The 17,394-nt window shown below is 36.0% G+C and carries 21 protein-coding genes and 1 pseudogene; 5 read left to right on the top strand and 17 right to left on the bottom strand.

Annotated elements, in window-relative coordinates:
- Positions 1-124 precede the first annotated feature (124 nt).
- The 8 genes from rplL to HE1_RS02825 all read right to left on the bottom strand — a co-directional run bounded on the left by rplL (position 125) and on the right by HE1_RS02825 (position 4,995).
- Entirely contained in the window at positions 125-502 is a 378-nt protein-coding gene (rplL, locus tag HE1_RS02860) for a 50S ribosomal protein L7/L12 (RefSeq protein ID WP_006292691.1), read from the bottom strand.
- Between the two features lie 24 nt (positions 503-526).
- Positions 527-1,039, bottom strand: a complete 513-nt coding sequence (gene rplJ, locus HE1_RS02855) for a 50S ribosomal protein L10 (protein ID WP_024161473.1) — start codon at positions 1,037-1,039, stop codon at positions 527-529.
- Positions 1,040-1,112: 73 nt separating this feature from the next.
- A complete protein-coding gene (gene rplA / locus HE1_RS02850) occupies positions 1,113-1,811 on the bottom strand; it encodes a 50S ribosomal protein L1 (protein ID WP_024161474.1) in 699 nt (232 codons plus the stop codon).
- Positions 1,812-1,822: 11 nt separating this feature from the next.
- Positions 1,823-2,278, bottom strand: coding sequence for a 50S ribosomal protein L11 (gene rplK / locus HE1_RS02845; protein WP_006292686.1), 456 nt, complete (start codon positions 2,276-2,278; stop codon positions 1,823-1,825).
- Between the two features lie 3 nt (positions 2,279-2,281).
- Positions 2,282-2,830, bottom strand: coding sequence for a transcription termination/antitermination protein NusG (nusG, locus tag HE1_RS02840; RefSeq protein WP_006292684.1), 549 nt, complete (start codon positions 2,828-2,830; stop codon positions 2,282-2,284).
- Positions 2,817-2,987: a preprotein translocase subunit SecE gene (secE, locus tag HE1_RS02835; protein WP_206537223.1), complete on the bottom strand. Its 171-nt coding sequence runs from the start codon at positions 2,985-2,987 to the stop codon at positions 2,817-2,819. The genes nusG and secE overlap by 14 nt, the downstream gene beginning before the upstream one ends.
- A 68-nt stretch (positions 2,988-3,055) precedes the next feature.
- Positions 3,056-3,424: a preprotein translocase subunit SecG gene (gene secG / locus HE1_RS02830; protein WP_035544493.1), complete on the bottom strand. Its 369-nt coding sequence runs from the start codon at positions 3,422-3,424 to the stop codon at positions 3,056-3,058.
- A gap of 332 nt (positions 3,425-3,756) precedes the next feature.
- Entirely contained in the window at positions 3,757-4,995 is a 1,239-nt protein-coding gene (locus tag HE1_RS02825) for a hypothetical protein (RefSeq protein WP_035544491.1), read from the bottom strand.
- Positions 4,996-5,459: 464 nt separating this feature from the next.
- On the opposite strand from HE1_RS02825, the gene tsaE reads away from it, so the two are divergent.
- Positions 5,460-5,930 (top strand): tRNA (adenosine(37)-N6)-threonylcarbamoyltransferase complex ATPase subunit type 1 TsaE, encoded by a 471-nt coding sequence (gene tsaE, locus HE1_RS02820; protein WP_006292678.1) that lies wholly within the window; start codon positions 5,460-5,462, stop codon positions 5,928-5,930.
- A gap of 44 nt (positions 5,931-5,974) precedes the next feature.
- On the opposite strand, the gene ruvA is transcribed toward tsaE, so the two are convergent.
- The 5 genes from ruvA to HE1_RS02790 all read right to left on the bottom strand — a co-directional run bounded on the left by ruvA (position 5,975) and on the right by HE1_RS02790 (position 10,088).
- Positions 5,975-6,589: a Holliday junction branch migration protein RuvA gene (gene ruvA / locus HE1_RS02815; RefSeq protein WP_162480241.1), complete on the bottom strand. Its 615-nt coding sequence runs from the start codon at positions 6,587-6,589 to the stop codon at positions 5,975-5,977.
- A complete protein-coding gene (tmk, locus tag HE1_RS06460; RefSeq protein ID WP_006292676.1) occupies positions 6,544-7,170 on the bottom strand; it encodes a dTMP kinase in 627 nt (208 codons plus the stop codon). Before tmk ends, ruvA begins: the two co-directional genes overlap by 46 nt.
- A 50-nt stretch (positions 7,171-7,220) precedes the next feature.
- Positions 7,221-8,348, bottom strand: coding sequence for a D-alanyl-D-alanine carboxypeptidase family protein (locus HE1_RS02805; protein ID WP_006292675.1), 1,128 nt, complete (start codon positions 8,346-8,348; stop codon positions 7,221-7,223).
- A gap of 195 nt (positions 8,349-8,543) precedes the next feature.
- Positions 8,544-9,350 carry a septal ring lytic transglycosylase RlpA family protein gene (locus HE1_RS06455; protein WP_052567262.1) on the bottom strand — a complete coding sequence of 269 codons (807 nt, stop codon included), beginning with the start codon at positions 9,348-9,350 and terminating at the stop codon, positions 8,544-8,546.
- A gap of 15 nt (positions 9,351-9,365) precedes the next feature.
- Positions 9,366-10,088, bottom strand: coding sequence for a YebC/PmpR family DNA-binding transcriptional regulator (locus HE1_RS02790; protein ID WP_023491926.1), 723 nt, complete (start codon positions 10,086-10,088; stop codon positions 9,366-9,368).
- A gap of 270 nt (positions 10,089-10,358) precedes the next feature.
- Here HE1_RS02790 and HE1_RS02785 point away from each other — a divergent pair, with 270 nt between their 5' ends.
- Positions 10,359-11,636 (top strand): APC family permease, encoded by a 1,278-nt coding sequence (locus HE1_RS02785; RefSeq protein ID WP_006292670.1) that lies wholly within the window; start codon positions 10,359-10,361, stop codon positions 11,634-11,636.
- A 39-nt stretch (positions 11,637-11,675) separates the two neighbouring features.
- Here HE1_RS02785 and HE1_RS02780 read toward each other — a convergent pair whose 3' ends face one another.
- From HE1_RS02780 to HE1_RS02765, 4 genes are all read right to left on the bottom strand, one after another.
- Positions 11,676-12,986 carry a hypothetical protein gene (locus HE1_RS02780; RefSeq protein ID WP_162480238.1) on the bottom strand — a complete coding sequence of 437 codons (1,311 nt, stop codon included), beginning with the start codon at positions 12,984-12,986 and terminating at the stop codon, positions 11,676-11,678.
- Between the two features lie 4 nt (positions 12,987-12,990).
- A complete protein-coding gene (locus tag HE1_RS02775) occupies positions 12,991-14,259 on the bottom strand; it encodes a hypothetical protein (RefSeq protein ID WP_162531210.1) in 1,269 nt (422 codons plus the stop codon).
- 136 nt (positions 14,260-14,395) lie between these two features.
- Positions 14,396-15,265, bottom strand: coding sequence for a glycosyltransferase family 25 protein (locus tag HE1_RS02770; protein ID WP_035544478.1), 870 nt, complete (start codon positions 15,263-15,265; stop codon positions 14,396-14,398).
- The gene (locus HE1_RS02765) at positions 15,252-15,845 is read right to left on the bottom strand and encodes a class I SAM-dependent methyltransferase (RefSeq protein WP_278243181.1); all 594 of its coding nucleotides are present in this window, start codon (positions 15,843-15,845) and stop codon (positions 15,252-15,254) included. Before HE1_RS02765 ends, HE1_RS02770 begins: the two co-directional genes overlap by 14 nt.
- Positions 15,846-16,115: 270 nt before the next feature.
- Between HE1_RS02765 and HE1_RS09620 the strand changes: the two genes are divergently transcribed.
- From HE1_RS09620 to HE1_RS10315, 3 genes and pseudogenes are all read left to right on the top strand, one after another.
- Entirely contained in the window at positions 16,116-16,454 is a 339-nt protein-coding gene (locus tag HE1_RS09620; protein ID WP_035544474.1) for a hypothetical protein, read from the top strand.
- Positions 16,455-16,651: 197 nt separating this feature from the next.
- Entirely contained in the window at positions 16,652-16,780 is a 129-nt protein-coding gene (locus HE1_RS09955) for a hypothetical protein (RefSeq protein ID WP_278243178.1), read from the top strand.
- Positions 16,781-16,935: 155 nt separating this feature from the next.
- Positions 16,936-17,067: pseudogene (locus HE1_RS10315) on the top strand (transposase family protein); the annotation flags it as partial.
- Positions 17,068-17,394: the final 327 nt, after the last annotated feature.

Genomic DNA, 17,394 nt, shown 5'->3' with positions numbered 1-17,394 from the left:
AAATACTTCTTACAAAAATAGCAATCTATAAAAAGGTCAAAAAGACACCCCCTTTATAATGCTCGCTTTAAACTAACTTGCATTTTTCAAGAGGATAATCCTTTCTTATCCACACAAAAACAGCTTACTCTACAGAAATGACAGCACCAATATCTTTGAATTTTTGAGCAATCTTATCTGCATCTGCCTTCGAAATATCAGCTTTTACAACAAAATCTGGGGTCTCTGACGCAGCTTTCGCTTCTCCCAATCCAAGCCCAGTAATGGCACGAATTTCCTTAATCACTTCGAGTTTTTTGGATCCCACACCTTTCAAGATCACCTTAAATTCTGTTTGTTCTTCTACCGCCGCACCAGCAGATGCCGCACCAGGAGCAACCATCGCAATAGGAGCAGAGGCAGAAACCCCCCAATGTGACTCAAGCTCTTTTACCAAAGCTGCCACTTCCAAAATAGTTAGCGTATCTAGCTGCTCACGAATTTGTAATAATTTTGCGTCCATAATCTAAAATCCCCTTGTTCAAGTTTAATCTATATTTTTTTTCTGATGCGAATCCAAAACGGTTAGCATGCCTTTTGACGGAGCTTGAAGAACAGAAAGAAACTTTCCTGCCACAGCATTGAAAAGACACAACACCTTTGCTCGCAATTCCCCCAATGATGGCAAAGAAGATAACTCTAGAATTTCTTTCTCAGAAAGAAAAACACCATCTAATCGTCCTAAAACTATTCGAAACCGCTCTTTTTGCTCTTTAGCAAAATCAACGGAAACCTTTGATAACGAAACAGGATCCTTTGAAAGAAGTACCGCAGTAGGAAATCGAAAAGCATTTAAAAATTCTACATCTTCTCCCAATGCTTTTTTTGCCAGCGTATTTTTTACTACTTCAAACGTTCCCCCGACATCTCGAACTTTCCTTCGAAATCCAGAAATAGACTTCGCGTTTAATCCAGAATGTGTCACAACTAACATACACGAACTCTGGCATACATTTTTACGCAAACGATCAACACAATCTTTCTTAGCTAAACGATCCATGTACCCTCCCAAACCATGCACGTAATCAACGTACAGTAAATCACGATTTTATATTTAATACAAGCCCACTAAATTAAATTTTTACCCACAAGCAAAATCCCATAGTGCTAGAAATTCCTTTTTTCTTTACAAATTCTCCTTTGCTTTCTGAAGGGCGTAACTTTTGCAAAGCGTGATAGACACATAAAAAGTTTTCTTCTAAAGCGCTAGACGAAAAACTAAGCCTCCCCATCAATCCATGAACGATTCCTGCTTTTTCTGGCCTAATCTCAACTTGGCCAAATTTAGCATTTCTTACTGCTTGCCCAACATCTTTTGTAACTGTGTTTGTTTTAATAGTTGGCATCAATCCACGAGGCCCCAAAATACGTCCTAATGTTCCCACTTCTGCCATTAAATTGGGAGTAGCAATACAAAAATCAAAATCTACTTTTCCCTTTTTCACTTCTTCAATAAGGTCACTTCCCCCTACGATGTCTGCCCCTGCAGAACGCGCTTCTTGAGCGTCTCCATGATCTGCAAAAACAGCAACACGCAAAGTCTTTCCCGTTCCGTGAGGTAAAGGAATCAGTGAACGAATCGCCTGATCGCTCTTAGCAGTGTTTACGTTACACTTAAACACAAACTCAACGCTCGGATCGAACTTAACCCCTCCTTGCCCTAACTTTCCTCTTTCTTGAAGTAAACTCACGGCATCAGAAAGTGAATACGCGGCTTGAAAATTAATCCCCTCATCCCTAAGCTGTAACCGTCTTGTCGTATTTCGTTTCATAACCTTTCCTATCAATCTTTTATTTCAATACCCAAAGAACGCGCAGAACCTTCCAAAGTGCGCACCGCAGAAGCCACGTCATAAGCATTCATATCTTCCATTTTAAATGCTGCGATTTCCTCAAGCTGAGTGCGACTCAACGTGGCAACAGGCCCACTTTTTCCTGTAGAACTGCTTCCTTTTTGTATAGAAGCTGCCTTTTTTAACAAATAACTTGCTACCGGTTTCGTAACACGAAAATCAAACTTACGATCTCCGTAAACATCAATCAACACCTTCACAGGAGCACCTTTTTCAAGATGCTGAGTTTTAGCGTTAAACGCTTTACAAAAATCTTGAATATTCAACCCATGCTGCCCTAAAGCTGGCCCCACAGGAGGTTTCGGCGTTGCTTCCCCTGCCCCAATCTTTAAACGAATGGTACGCACAGGAACTCTTTTTTTAGATTCTTTTGATATTACAGTCATCCACTACTCCTCAATGATTTCAACTTGATCGAACCCTAGCTCCACCGCTGTCAACCGCCCTAAAATAGAAATAGAAACCTTAACGCGCTGCTTAAGAAGGTCCTTAGATTCGATCATTCCTTCCATCGTAGAAAACAATCCGCCAGAAATTCTCACCATCTTCCCCACTTCCAGCGCATGACAAACATCAGAAGGAGCCACCGCTTCACTGGCCTGATGAAGAATTTTATCTACCTCCTCATCACTTAAACATTGAGGTCCCGAATCATTCCCAAGAAAACCAAGAACTCTTGCAGTGTTACGCACCACATCACTCACAGCATTCGTTAAATTCAAACGGACAAAAACGTACCCAGGAAACAACTTTTCATCAACCAGCTGACGGATTCCCCTACGTACTACCTCTACTTTCTTTGCCACTACCAGTGTCTGATACGTATCATGCCAAAGCTTGGCATCCTTTAGCTGCTTTTCCACTTCTAAAGCGATAGAAGCCTCTGCATTAGAAACCACACGAAGAATGTACCAACGAAGAGCATCAATCGTAGCCATATCCTAGCCCCCATCGTAACGCTCCAATAATCGTCTGATCCACAACCAAAAAAAAGACAGAAAACGCAAGTGCGAGAACAAAAACGATAATTACGTTAAAAACAACCTCACCACGCTTCGGCCATTCGACCCGCTTAACTTCGGTAAATACACTCAATATAAAATCATGAGCTTGTTTATACCACCCTAGCATTTTTGAACTGCTTTCATTTCTTAGCTCTCAGATTAAAGGATTTTTTTTTGCACGTCAAGCCTTCTAATCGCTTTAACGCCCATCTTATCTATTTTATAAAGAAACAATGCTATTTTTTTTCTAGATTTTCTTTTAAGGCAGGTTTTTTTTGCCTTCTCTTCATCAATATTTTTAATTTTATTCACTTTAGATTCTAAACGAACCAAAGTTGCCATTAACAAACAATCTCCCATAAAAATAGCCCCTACGATTACGGTGAGTTTTGTAAAAACACTTTCTCCCCCACCCGCTCCACGAAGAGAAACACTTTCAGCTCCAAAATCTTCTCCTTTTTGCAGCAAAATAATACTCACCATAAAAATCGTCACAATAATGTGAAAAATCATCAAAACAACTATCATATTACGTCTCTTTATTCTTTTCTTTCTACGAAGAATACAAGATCTTTCTTAAAGAGTAAAGATCTTTCTATTGGTTTACAAAAATTTTACATCACTTATTAGATTGTAATTTATTTATTTTTAATTTTTTTTTCTTTTTAAAGAACAACACAAAAATAAGAGATATTAAAAAAGTCATTAATTCGATATTAACCAAAGTGAAACCATAGCCCCCCCCCCAAGTACTTCTCCGTTTTAGTTTTTTTTATGATGAGATAATTTTTATAAACACCAAAGCCTTCGTTTTTTTAGAAAAACTGAAATAGTGTGATTAGCATTGATGCTTAGAAGCACTATTTCTCGGTCTTAAAAAGATTTTTTCCTTTTAGAGAAGATTGAGGTGCGTTAGAAAAGTTTGGCACAAAGAAGCTCTGCTTTTTTGAAGGAACCTGCTCAGTTCTTAGGTTTATTTCGTTATCACCTTTACTGGGTAAAATAGGCCGGGGTAAAAAATGACTTGGTGAAATGACTTGACCTGGTAATTGTTTTGGTGAAAAAGTATGTTTTTTGGCAGGATATTGCTGGGTATTAAGGATGTTTTTCTCAGGATGTTGCTGGGTATTAAGAATATCAGGATATTGCTGGGTATTAAGGATGTTTTTCTCAGGATGTTGCTGGGTATTAAGAATATCAGGATGTTGCTGGGTATTAAGAATATCAGGATATTGCTGGGTATTAAGAATATCAGGATATTGCTGGGTATTAAGAATATCAGGATGTTGCTGGGTATTAAGGATGTTTATTTCTGTGCTGTTTTTTTTAGGCGAAAAATCCTCTAAAACGATCAAATTTCTGAAAAGGTTCGATTTTTTTAAGACATGGGCTTCCGCCAAAATTTTCTTTTCTTCGCTTTCTTTAATCCCAATCTTGGTGCTAAGGCGTTCGATTTTTTTGCTTAATTTGTCTATATCTTCAGATATTAAAGGATAAGCAGAATCTATCTCATTTTTAATTTTTTCAGTATAAGACAAAAAACTATTTACAACTTCAGAACAAGTGTTTTCTATGTACGAAGATAACTCGTTTCCCAAACCTAGAGCATTTTTTCCTTGAGTTTCCAAAAAATGCTCGGCTTGTATTTTTCCTATTTTTGTTTCTTCCAGTGCAGAAAAATCCAAGTCTCCCTTTTCTGGAAATTTAATAATATTTTCGATAGAATTAAAGAAAAATTTCTTAAACTCTTCCATTGCTGCTTTTGTCGAAAAATCAGGAAGCTTATAAGAATAAAGATCTTTTGCCATCCCAGAAAGGTTCAAAATATATGCTTTTAATTTCAAAGCATTAAATGTCGTTTGGTACACTTGTTTTTTTAAGATTTTTTTCTCTGTCTCAGTTAAAGATTGGTCAAAATCAATCTCAGGAAATTGAATTTTTTTAGAAGAAGGATCCAAAATTTCAGAAAAAACTTTTTGTAAAGATTCTTCTATGACTCGATAAGACTGGCCTCCCGCGTGAGCACAAGCGCTTAATAAACTCAAATATAAAAAAAAATTTTTCATAATAATCAATAATACTAAAACATTACTACTCAATTGTAAAATAAAAAAGTATATTTTTTATAAATTTTTTATAAATGTATAGTTAAAAAACTCTTTGTGATTTTTTTAATAAAGAAAAATATATTTAATTTTTATTTGTAATGATTTTTATGAATCTGATTTGATTTTTTATTATGAAAATAAGTCAAATTATCCATTATTCAAGACTCCTTGCTCAGTTTATAGATCTATCTTAGACAAAAAATTATCTCAACAGTATCGTTAATTTTTGTAAAGATAAAAAAATATTTTTCTCTAAGAGTAACGAATTTTCAAGAAAATCTTGAGAATTTCAGCGCATAAAAATAATGAACTTTTGATTACACTGTATTACATAATTAAAATCAAAAAATTAATAATAAATTTACAAATTCTATTATTTTATAAAATAAACACCTATACAAAATAACAATTTTTCTCTTTCAAAAAAAAGAAATTCATGGCATAATTCCCGGTATATGCTTTTATTGTATCTTGAAACTTTTTTGCCCTCTAAACAAATCTTATTAAACGAAGTTGTTAATGAACAAGAACTAAAACAACACGCAGCGCAATACGTTTCCTTACTCCAAAATGGTATACCTGTTTTGCTTTATGGAGAAATTGGGGTGGGGAAAACAACCTGGGTTCGAAGCCTTTTACAAACCGCTCTTGGAAAAGATCTTCGAGTCAGCAGTCCGACATTTTCTTTGATGATCCCCTATACTTGGAATGATCAAACGATTTGGCATATTGATCTTTATCGCCTAGAAAAAAATCCAGATCGTTTAAAAAGTTTAGGAATAGAAGACTACTTACATCACAATATTTGTCTTATAGAATGGGCAGACTATTTAGGGTATCTTTACCCTGAAACTTACGTGCGTTTTGAACTTCAATACACTAGCGCCCATCAAAACAGAATTTTAAAAATTTCATGGTGCACGTAACGATACACTTATTTTCTTATCTAATAAAAAAACAAGTTGACGCTTTAGGAAGGTAAACGCTTTAAAGCGTGTCGCACATAGGCTTCTGCGTCCACATCTTTTTCTTCTTTTGTGATTTGCTGCAATACGTTTAATGCAATCCTAGATTCGTATCCCAAAGCGCACAATGCTTGTAGCGCTGTTTTTACTTCCTCATCGCACTGAACTCTTACTGAATCCTCTTGCATTACCGTTTGTTGAAGTTCTTGAATAATACGACTTGCTAACTTTGCACCAATCCCGGGAATCATCTTAAACCGTGAAAAATCCTGCTGTTGAATGGCACCATAAAGCTGGCTTACGTCATCAAAAAAAGATAGAATGCTTAAAGCTACTTTTGGCCCTAAACCTGGAACTTTTTGTAATTGCAAAAAAGCACTTTGCTCTTTTAAAGACTCAAATCCATACAACTCACTTTGGTGTTCTTTCATCACTGTTTCAATCCACAAGCTTACAGTATCTCCCCAACGTTCTAGCTGACGATGATTGACGTACACCACATAGCCTATTCCTTGGATTTCCAATATAATAATTGGCGATTTTCGCCTAATAATACGCCCACTAAGATACCCAATCATTCTGAACACTCTTTTAAGAGATAATGTTGAAAACTCTTCCACACACTTTCTTCTGTCTCTTTTAAATTACCAGGAGCTATGCGCACAATGTTTCCTAAACTAAGGTCATTGTACGCTTTTTCCACAGCACAGTGAATAGAAAAATTCCTCTGATCTAAGTAATTTTTTTGAGAAGAGTCGCGCCTCTGGCATCGCGCATAACTTTCTGTGGGAACTGATTGCAATACAAAAGTAAGTCCTGGAATAATGTATGCTTCTAATTGCTCGTGAAGCAACTGAATAAACTCAAAATCCAGTCCCCCTATACCCCCTTGATAGACAAAAGTAGAATGAATAAATCGATCACACAAGACCCAAAACCCCTGTGCCAAAGCTGGCGCGATGACTTGGGCCCAATGATGGTGTCGCGCAGCAATAAATAAAGCACATAATGACTTTGGTGCTAGATCAGGTGTGCGCAAAATCATGGTACGGAGCGTTTCTCCCAAAGCGGTTCCTCCTGGCTCTCTCGTAACATAAACTGGCCCGTGTTCTTGCTTTAAGCGGTGGTATAATTTTTGAATTTGAACACTCTTTCCAGCGCCATCCCCCCCTTCAAAAGTAATAAATTTCTTAACATTCATGAATTCGATCTCCTTTAATCTTCTAAGTTTTACCTCTATTTATTTTTTTATTAAAACCCTAATTTATACAAAACTTTTCTCCACCAACTTTTTAAAATGACATCTCGATTTCCGTAAAGATGAAAAACTTTTTTGGGCTTTTCTGGAATCAAAACTTGCACTTCTCCCAAAAGCTCTCCCTTGCGTACTGGAGCATAAACTCCATTATAATATATAATTTTAACTTTTACGTCCTTTAACTGATATTTAGGAATACAAATAGAAATAGGCTTAGGTGTGTAAAGCCCAACTTTTTGATTTAAGCCAAAAACAGGAATTTCCTTTACAACAGAATTCATTTTAAAAAGATTGATAGTAACAAAGCGATCAAAAGCCCAATTAAGCAATGAACCCGCTTGATGAAATCTCTCTTGTTCCGTTTTCATTCCATTTAATACCACAATAAATCGTTGCGCATTTCGTTGCGCAGAAGCAACGATTCCGTATCCACCCGCTTGAGTTTTTCCAGTTTTCATTCCATCTGCAATTCCTTTTCGGACAAGGAGATTTTTCGTCCACTGGCGAACCTTGTTAAAGGTAAAGTCTTTTGATTTAAAATAAGGATAATATTCTGGAAAATCTTGAAAAATTCGCAGCGCTATACAAGCCAAATCTTGACAAGTAGTTTTATGCTCAAGATCAGGAAGCCCCGAAGAGTTGGTAAAATGAGTATTTTTCGCCCCCAAACCTTTTGCAACTTGATTCATATGCTGAGCAAATTGAGGCTCGCTTCCCGAAAAAGCTTCAGCAAATGTAGTACTAGCATCATTTCCAGAACAAACGATAATTCCTAAAACAAGATCTTTTAGAAGAACGTTTTGATGAGGAATCAGCATCATACGCGACCCTTCTTTCTGAGTGGCATTTTTTGAAACAAAAAGTGAACTGTCCCACTGAAAGTGCCCTTTACGTACCGCGTCAAACAAAATATATAATGTAAGAAGTTTCGTCATAGAAGATGGAACAATAAACGCACTAGAATTTTTATCAAATAACACCTCTCCAGAATCCGCGCTCACAACCAAGGCAAACGGCGCACTAGTGTGAACAAGGGGGGGCATAGTAAAATTTTTAGATAAAGCATTTTTCGAAAACGCGAAAAAAAATAAAAAGTTGAAAAATATGAAAAAAAATTGCATATATAATCTTTATCCTCCTTTAAGATAAGGGTACTACAACTGCTGACATATGGTTTTTTTTAAAGAAATTTATTACCTTTTGTGCTTGAGATTGGTTCAAAAAAGGCCCTAAAAGTATCATAAAAGGCTTATGTCCTGAGTTTTGAACTTTTTTGATTCCAGAACATATCCAATGAAAAGTATTGCTCTGCACTCTTACCCAGGTTGCTTCATCAAAAGACAAGTGCGCAACAGACACATAAATTTTTTTTGTAACAAGAGCTTTTTGAATATTTTTTTTGATCTTACGCTTTCTATATTTTTTATAACCAACTCGTTTTGAATTTTTGGTTTTGACCTTTCGATTGCTATTTTTTTCAAAGATACAGATCTACCAGAATCCAAATGTACTCTATTTGCTTTACAAGAATTTGAACCAGGGGAAGAAGGAAAATCGTTTTGATAATTTTGACACAATTTTCTTACTTCCGGCAGTAAGTCTGACAAACTGTTCCACTTTAAAGAAATATTTTTTGCCAATTCTGTCAACACTTTACTTTCTCTTTCTAGTGCGTAAATGCGAACCGGGGCAGTGCCTTCATGAAAAAACCCTAAAACTTTGGCAGCCTGCACAGATACATCAATAACTCTTCCTTTTATAAAGGGGCCTCTATCGGTCACTGCAACCAAAACGCAGCGATTATTTTTAAGGTTATGCACCTGAACAACAGAAGGAAGAGGAAGAGTTTTATGAGCTGCTGTCATTTTATGCATATTGTAGGTTCCCCCCATAGCGTCCAGTCCGTTATGCTCGCCATCGTTAATGCCATAATACGAAGCAACACCTTCTTCCTTTAGGTGATAGTGACTTTGGGGATAGTACCACACCCCCTTAATAAGATAGGGAGCCTGAGTCCCCTTTTTTTGGATTTGAGGCCTTTTTACTTCTTCACAAGGATCGCAACCGACCAACATCACGCAAAGCGCGCTGGCAATTCCCCACCATACCTTTCTTTTTCCCATGCCTTTATTCAAATTTCAAGATTGAATAACATTGTCCCAGACTCGATGAACATCATCATGCTGATTTAGTGCAGTATGTAACTGATCTAATTTTTCATACGATTCCGCATCGGGCAACTCTACCCAATGATGAGGCCACCACACGGCTTGAACTTCCTTTGCCGCTCCAAATCCCTTTTCTAATTCTTCAGCAACTTGGTGCAACTGCTCTAATACACAAAAAAGCACACACGCTTCCTCTGCCTCCTCTACATCTTGAATACCTGCATCTAGAGCAGAAAGTATCAGTTTTTCTTTTTGAATTGTTTTTACGTCGTATAAAATCATACCTTTGCGTTCAAACATAAAGCCCACTGTGTTAGAATCAGTCATTCTTCCACCGTTTTTATGAAATAAGGTACGAATATCACACGCACTGCGATTACGGTTATCTGTGATTACATCTACAATTAACGCACTGTTTGCCGGTCCTAACCCTTCGTAACGAATACTTTCATATATACGATCTTCTTGATTATTTCCCTTTAATATTCTTGCAATATTTGCATTTGGGACATTGGCTTGTTTGGCTTTTGCTATGGCAGAACGCAAAGCGGGATTAGCAGTCATGTCTCTTCCCCCCCCTTCTTGAATTGCCACACTAATTTCTCTGAGGAATTTTCCAAACATTTTTGAACGTTTTGCATCTTGGGCATTTTTACGATGCATAATATTTTTAAATTGTGAATGTCCTGCCATAGGCTTTACGTAAGGTTCGTATCGAATTTCTCTGATATCCTAACCTAAATTTTTATCCTTGCCAACAAGGACTGCTCATTAAATTATTTTAAAGAAAATCCACATTTCTTTAAAAAGTTACGATTGATTAGAAGTATTGAAAAGATTAGACTGTTAAGAAGACTTTACTATATTAATTATAGCCTTTCCTTAAACTTTCTCTTGATATTCAAGCAAAAGTTTCATAGAATCTATGATATTATTTTTGTTACCAAGGAAGGATTCTATACCATGGAAATTCAAAAAAGAGAAAAAATGAATCTTTTTTCGGTCATTGCTTTTGTTATCGGATTGCAACTAGGTTCTGCCTTGTTTTTGTTGCCAGAGCAGTTAGGCGTTTATGGTTCTTGGGGAGCTTTAAGCTGGATAGTCAGCGGATTGGGAGCGTTAAGCTTAACGCTTATTTTTTCTGTACTTTCAAAAACAGATCCTGCTTTCGGAGGACCTTCTGTTTATATTGAAAAAGCGTTCGGAAAATCTGCAGGATTTTATAGCACATGGGCCTATTGGTTTATTTCTTGGTTTAGTTCCGTTCCCTTGCTTTTGCTTGCAATTTCTAGCTTAGAATCTGCACTAGGGTGTCAGTTCTCGTTTTCCTTAAAAATAATGACAGGTGCGGCTATGCTTGCAGGGGTCAGCGTTCTAAACCTCTACGGAGCAGTTATTTCAGGATGGGGGGAAATTATATTTGCCCTATTTAAAGTACTTCCTTGGATTGTTATTCCCGTGATAACAATAGCTAAATACGGATGGGGTACAGGGGTCTGGAGTGTCAGTGAACCACCTTTACGCGCACTAAGCGCTTCAAGTTTACTGACTTTTTGGGGATTTGTTGGACTAGAAGCAAGCACAACGATCACGGACGTGGTCAAAAATCCTAAAAGAAACCTTCCTCTTGCTCTTTTTTTTGGAACCGCTTGCGTCCTTTGTATTTACTTTATCAACACTTGGATTATTATGAGCTCTACTTCATTCAAGCCGGGGATTAACCCATTAACAGAGCTAATTAAAAACTTGTTTGGGCCTTGGGGGAACACTGGTTTTTCTCTGACTGCCATGATGATGTGTTTGGGAACCCTTAACTCTTGGCTTTTAGCTTCTGGCCAAATGATTTCGGTTGCCTTGCGTAGCGGTCTTATTAACGTCAAACCTTCCAAAATAGACCCCACCGCTTTTGGAGTTTTAGTTACTGCTTTTATGCTGGCAGGAACTACATTTTTGATTCAAATTCAAAAATCAGAAGGCGTTTTGGGACAGGTGATTGAATTGTGTTGTTCAATTTTTATTATGATTTACCTTGCATGTCTTGCAGCATTAATTCGTTTTATTCTTTACAAAAAAGTTCAGGTATCTTGGTGGTTCTGGGGAGTAATGTTAGTCGCTGGTGGATTTTCTGTTTGGTCCCTCTATACAGTGCCTTTATCTTTCTGGATTGTTCCTGGGGTTTTGTTTATAACGGGAAGGCTCATCAAGGGACGTTTTATAGATACAAGTATTACTCTTCGTTGAAACTTAAAATTAATTAAATTAGCAAACAATTTTAATCTTTTAATGATTTAGATTTTTTATTTTTTTTAAAAATTTTACCGTTTTTCTCTTTTTTGGGCGCAGACGATCCCAAAAGTTAATCGTTAACTTAGGAGCTTCATCTTTTTTTTTATCTTCATCCGAATTAGAATCCCTAAAAACACTTTCAACACCGTACCCTAAAAGACCTGCCCCTTGAAATGAAACTCTGGAGCGATCAGAAGACCCTCTACTTGCAGAAATAAGAGAAGCCCCTCTTCCGTAATTATCTGAATCATATGAACGCGAACGACGTGATTCAGATTCTTCGTATTTACTACGTTTTGATTCCCCTGATAACGCCTGAATAATTTTCTTAATAAGTGGAGTATTTTCATTCCATTGAGGATCTTTACTTTTATAATCTTTTTTTTCAAGATACCTTAAAAGTTTTTTTCTTGCTGGATTAGTAAGAGAGCTTTTTTTTATCCCCTCTAAAAATAGAACTTCTAAAACTTGATCAGGAAGAGGTTCTGGTGCCTCTCCTTCTAAAAGTTTTTCGTCGTCTTCTTCTTGAATTTGATCACTGGCTTGCTTAAATTTTTTAATGCATCTTAAGTTTTTAGTTATAGAGGGGTGATTAATAATTCTTTCATTATCTTTGTACTCTTGAAGAGACATCGACACTATTTTTTTAACCAAAGAACGTAAATCTTTTTTTCGAAAAATACTTTCCAAAAAATATTGTAGCACAGGAGAAAAATTAGTTTTTTTTCCCAAAGTTTCTAATGCATTCCGAATAATATAGCTGGTTTCGAAAATCGAACTATCTGAGTAATGAGATTGTTCTAGCACCACACGATAAATAGTCGTTAAAATTTTATTATACGTTACAGATGCCTCGTTTTCTTCTTTAAGCTTTATTTCAAGATCACCGCTAAAAGATGTATTGCTTTTCATGGAAGCATTGTAGTAATTTGTAAAAATTTTTTCTATATCTAAGACCAAAGCATCTTGTGGATTTTTTCCCCTATAAAAATCTTCTGGGATTGTTTTTAGAAATTTTTCTGAAAATTTTTTTATATCTCCATGGTTAATATTTTTAATGAGCGTATTAAATAATTTTTCTTCTCTTTCCAATTCTTCACTTGACCGATTTCCTGATTCTTTTTTTAAGAAATAAAGAAATTCTTTTCCAAATTTTAGCATTTCTTCCCTACTATCATAAATAGCAATTTGGCACTCTTTATAATCTTTTTTAGAATCTGCCTGAAGAACACGTGAAGAAAATGTTCCCACAATTACTAAAAACGCAAGTCTCAATACATAGTTATTAATTTTTTCGCACTGCATTAAACTATTTTCTCTTTTTTGAAAAAAATGTAACTGTTCTACGTTTGACAACGGGCTCTTGTGGTTCTTGAGGAGAGGATTCCTCTCTACTATCCAAATATTGTGGATCTGTAAAAGGTTTGGAAGAGCCTTGAGCGCCTGAACCGCTGGCAGATATTGGACTAGATCCATAATCATAGCCCTGCGTACCTCGATCGTAATCTCCCTGGTGATCGGAAGAAGACTCTTCCTTCATAACGCGTTTAAGATGCTGAACAATACGTTGATTCATGGGGTCTGCATTTGCAGAATTAAAGATCGCACCCCAAACATGAGGCTTCTTTTTGATGTATCGCATACTTTGTTCTATTATAGAGGCAACCCAAAATTCTAAACATTCCGTTCCTTTTACGTAAGTAGACAGCGATTTTTTATAAGACGTTTTGTGGTTACTTTTCTTATATAAAGCTTGACCATCAGGTAAGGGATTTCCAGGCAAAGATCCGTCAGGTAAGGGATTTCCAGGCAAAGATCCGTCAGGTAAGGGATTTCCAGGCAAAGATCCGTCAGGTAAGGGATTTCCAGGCAAAGATCCGTCAGGTAAGGGATTTCCAGGCAAAGATTGAGAATGAATCTCTTTAGAAGAATTTTTTTCGTTATTCGGAAAAAGACAAGATGTTTCTTCTTGTTTTTGTTCTGACAAAACTTGGTCAGCTTGCTCAAAAGCATCTAAAAAATTTTCTGGAACGGGAAGCCTCAGTTCCTGACATTTTATATTAGAAAGGGGAACAGAAAGTAACGCAGAGACATCCTTTATGGAGATTCCATAAGAAGATTTTTTTGAATTCCACAAAGGATAGGTAATATACTCTAATAAACGACACCATGCATCAGAAATTTTTGCTTGAATTAAAAATTTACTGATAGGAGTTACATTTTTTTGTTTCAATAATGTTTTCAAAATAATTTTTTTGACCTCTTCCAAAGTCTTAGCTTGCTTGAAATCTGGCATGCTTTGAAAATCAGAAAGATTTTGACTATTCCAATTTTTTATGGTAAGTAAGTAGGATTTTTCCAGCGCCTGCAACGAGACTTCCGGGTTAGAAATTTCGGCCCAAGAAGATGCAATATTCGCTGGATTATAATCAGCTTGAGCCCCAAAAACACGTTTTTTTGAAGTTGCAACGTGCGATTTTACGCCTGTAGATCTTTTATTAGCGTAAAGCAAAAAAGAAAAATTCGTTATAAAAAACAATAACAGGTAATTATAATTTAACATTTTATTATTTAACAATATTAGAACGCGATATAAATATATTTTAATTTTTTAGTGATAAAAATAGGTAAAAAAAATCGTTATCAATAAAAATAAAAATCTAAACACAAAAAAAGTAATTATTTAAATTCTTGAAAAAAGATAAAATTCTAAATTAATAAATTTTACCTAAATCACATATAAAATTTTTTTTGGAAAAAATTCGAACTTTTGCATACCGCTTTAACGCTACTATCAAGCGACGCATATTTAGATACTCCCTTAAAACAATACTTAAGCAAGCTAAACCACCGTACACAAATGTGTGCACTAGTTTAGAAGAATAACAAATTTTACGAAATTGACGCCCCCCCCTTTCTTTAATATCTGATAAAACATGATCATCGTGGCAAGCAATTCTGGGCTCTACCCCAGTAAATACCAGATTCCATCTCCATGTTTGGGTATAATAATCGTCTATTTGAAACTGCATAGGAAAACTGTACTTAAACAGCTGCTTAGCACTTTTTAAATTTAACAAATAAGCACCTGCACAATAGACATCACGACCATATACACACAAATGATGCGTTAAAACTTCTCCAACTTTTAACGGCATTCCCGCTCCTCGTAGTGAAAAATTACAAATATCAATAGAATCCTTATACCGAGTCAAAAGCTCATACAAGATTCTTGATAAGAGATTTGGGCAAAACTTCACATCGTCTTCGAAAACAAGCATCCATGGTATGGCGTGCTGAACCATTTTCTTCCAAGCAAGACGATGACTTAAATAGCATCCAATAGTCCCTGAGCTAGGAAACTTTCCTCCATAATGCCGTCCATAAACCCTCTCATCCACTAATAAATCTTTAAAATCTTCAGAAAGATTTTTTCCATCTTTTGCTTCTAATCGCGTTATTCCAAAAGGAAGCTGACACGCACGACACATAAAATTTTTGTATCGCTCGGGACTACTCTTCAAATTTAGCACAACCCCCACCAAATGAGCTCTTAAAAACTCTTCTTCATCATTCCAAGACATAAGACCAAATAGCAGCCGGAGGAAAATTATTAAAAACCCAGCATTTACGTGTTTTAGTCAATGAAAAACACTGACTTCGAATAGAAGGAAAAGGACTGTACGTAAATTGTAAAAACTGTCCTTTTGATTTTAATACCTTAAAACATCCTCTTAAAATTTCTTTCTGCACCAAAGCTGGAAAATTAAGCATAGGCAACCCAGAAATCACAACACCGATATTTGTACTTAACTGCTCTGCATTTAAAATCTCTTCCAGAGCACACGCATTTCCCAAAACGACTTTTGCTTTAGGAATCTTCTTTTTTAAATACATCCCCAAATTAGGATCAATTTCAATGCAAATCAACCTATGCTCAGGAATCCCTGCATCAATTAAAGCTTGAGTAAAACGTCCAGTTCCAGCACCCAACTCTAAAATTTTTTCTTGAGGATCTAAATTTTCTAACGCGCATTTTGCCATAGCCCTTGCCAAAGCTCGGGAGCTTGGAAAAAGTGCTCCAAGTTGTTTAGGATTAGCCATCCAACGACGCATAAAGAACCATCGTTCTTCCCAGTCTGATTTTTTAAATATTTTAAACAAAATAGTACATACGCTAACTACCTAATTGTTTATACGCCAATACAATCCAAAAATCAATCGATATTATACAAAAACGATGTGTAAAAACTTTTATTAATACTTTATTAAAAAAAATATAAAATATATAATAAACTCATGAAATTTAATTTTTTTTCTATCAAAAAAATATTCCCTTCTGCTTAAAAGAACCTTTTAACTAAAGATCTTTTTTGTTAGAACTGGTAAAGGAACTCTTTTAAAAGTCTCTAAAAAAGATTGTATGTAAATTTTGTGAATGTTCGGATTGCTTTAAAAGCGGTTTTGTTCGAGGGGGAAAGCGGTACAAATGTAAAAAATGTGGAAAAAATTTCACGAGGTGTGCCCGAGAAAGACAAGCTCAGTCTTTGTTTTATACGCAAGCGGTCTTTCAATGAAGCGAATTGCTCAGCTTTTGGTGTCAGCGCGAGCGCTGTTTTGAAGAGGCAGACACCTTATAATCAAGGCTATGCGCCAAAACTGAACCCTCCCCAGAAGACAAAGCTATTGTCAAGGAAGTCGATGAATTTTTCATTATTAAAAAAAAGAAGCAAAAATATTTGGATTTTTAAAGCTTGGATTTCTAAATCCTAGGATCGTGCTGGAAAACGGTTCATCTATTGGGAATTTGCTGATCACTATAGTCAAGCATTCAAACGACTTTTTGAACGATTATTATTTTATTGCAGAGATCATTGGGCAGGTTTTAATAAAATTATTCCAAGCCTCCGCCTCTTTCAGGGAAAAGATAAAACGTTTTCTATTAAACAAAATAACGCTCAACACCGCCATTGGTTTGCAAGATTTTACCCCCCCTTGCAAACACGCGATCACTTGAAATTCTAGAGAGAACACTGCTTATTTTTGCGGCACTTCATGTTAATAAAACATTGAAAATTAATCACGCTATCTTTAGTTAAAGGTCTCAAAATAAGTGATATGTACGACATTTTCTAATGGAAAACGGCGTGAGTTTAGACTGTTTAAGGAGTCTAAAATTATGATGCATAGTGAAGTCAAAGTGATAACAGAGATATCAAGGGATACAAAAGATACATCGCAAATCCGAATTACCAAAAACAAGAAACCCCCTTTAACACCAGGGGATAAGCAAAACAATCAAGAACTCGCGAGCAAAAGGAGCTCCAATGAAAATATCATAGGAATGATTAAGCGATTTAAAATCGTAGCAGATAAATTGTTTAACGATTGTTCTTTGCTTTTCCCCCCTAACTCCGATTTTTTTCCTGGTAGATAAGGCTCCAGCATTTTCCAAGATTTCTCTGACATGTCATGTCTTCTGTGTAATTGCGTCATCTTTTTTCCCCCTCACTTTTTTTCAGGTAGTTTAAAAGATCGCTGAAATCAAAGAATAAGAGTTTATCTTTGATCCACCTGAGTCCCCTTGTGTTCTTGTGTAAGGCTTGTTATAAAAGCGTATACAATAGCAACAGCGACAATGGTCATAAGTTTGGAAAGTCTTCCCAAATCTTTCATAGGGGGATTTTCAAGGTTAACCCCTTGCGTTTTCATA

Source organism: Holospora elegans E1 (assembly GCF_000648275.1).
Taxonomy (GTDB): domain Bacteria; phylum Pseudomonadota; class Alphaproteobacteria; order Holosporales; family Holosporaceae; genus Holospora; species Holospora undulata_A.
The sequence above is the reverse complement of the archived record's forward strand: the minus strand, read 5'-3'. Positions and strand labels throughout refer to the sequence as shown.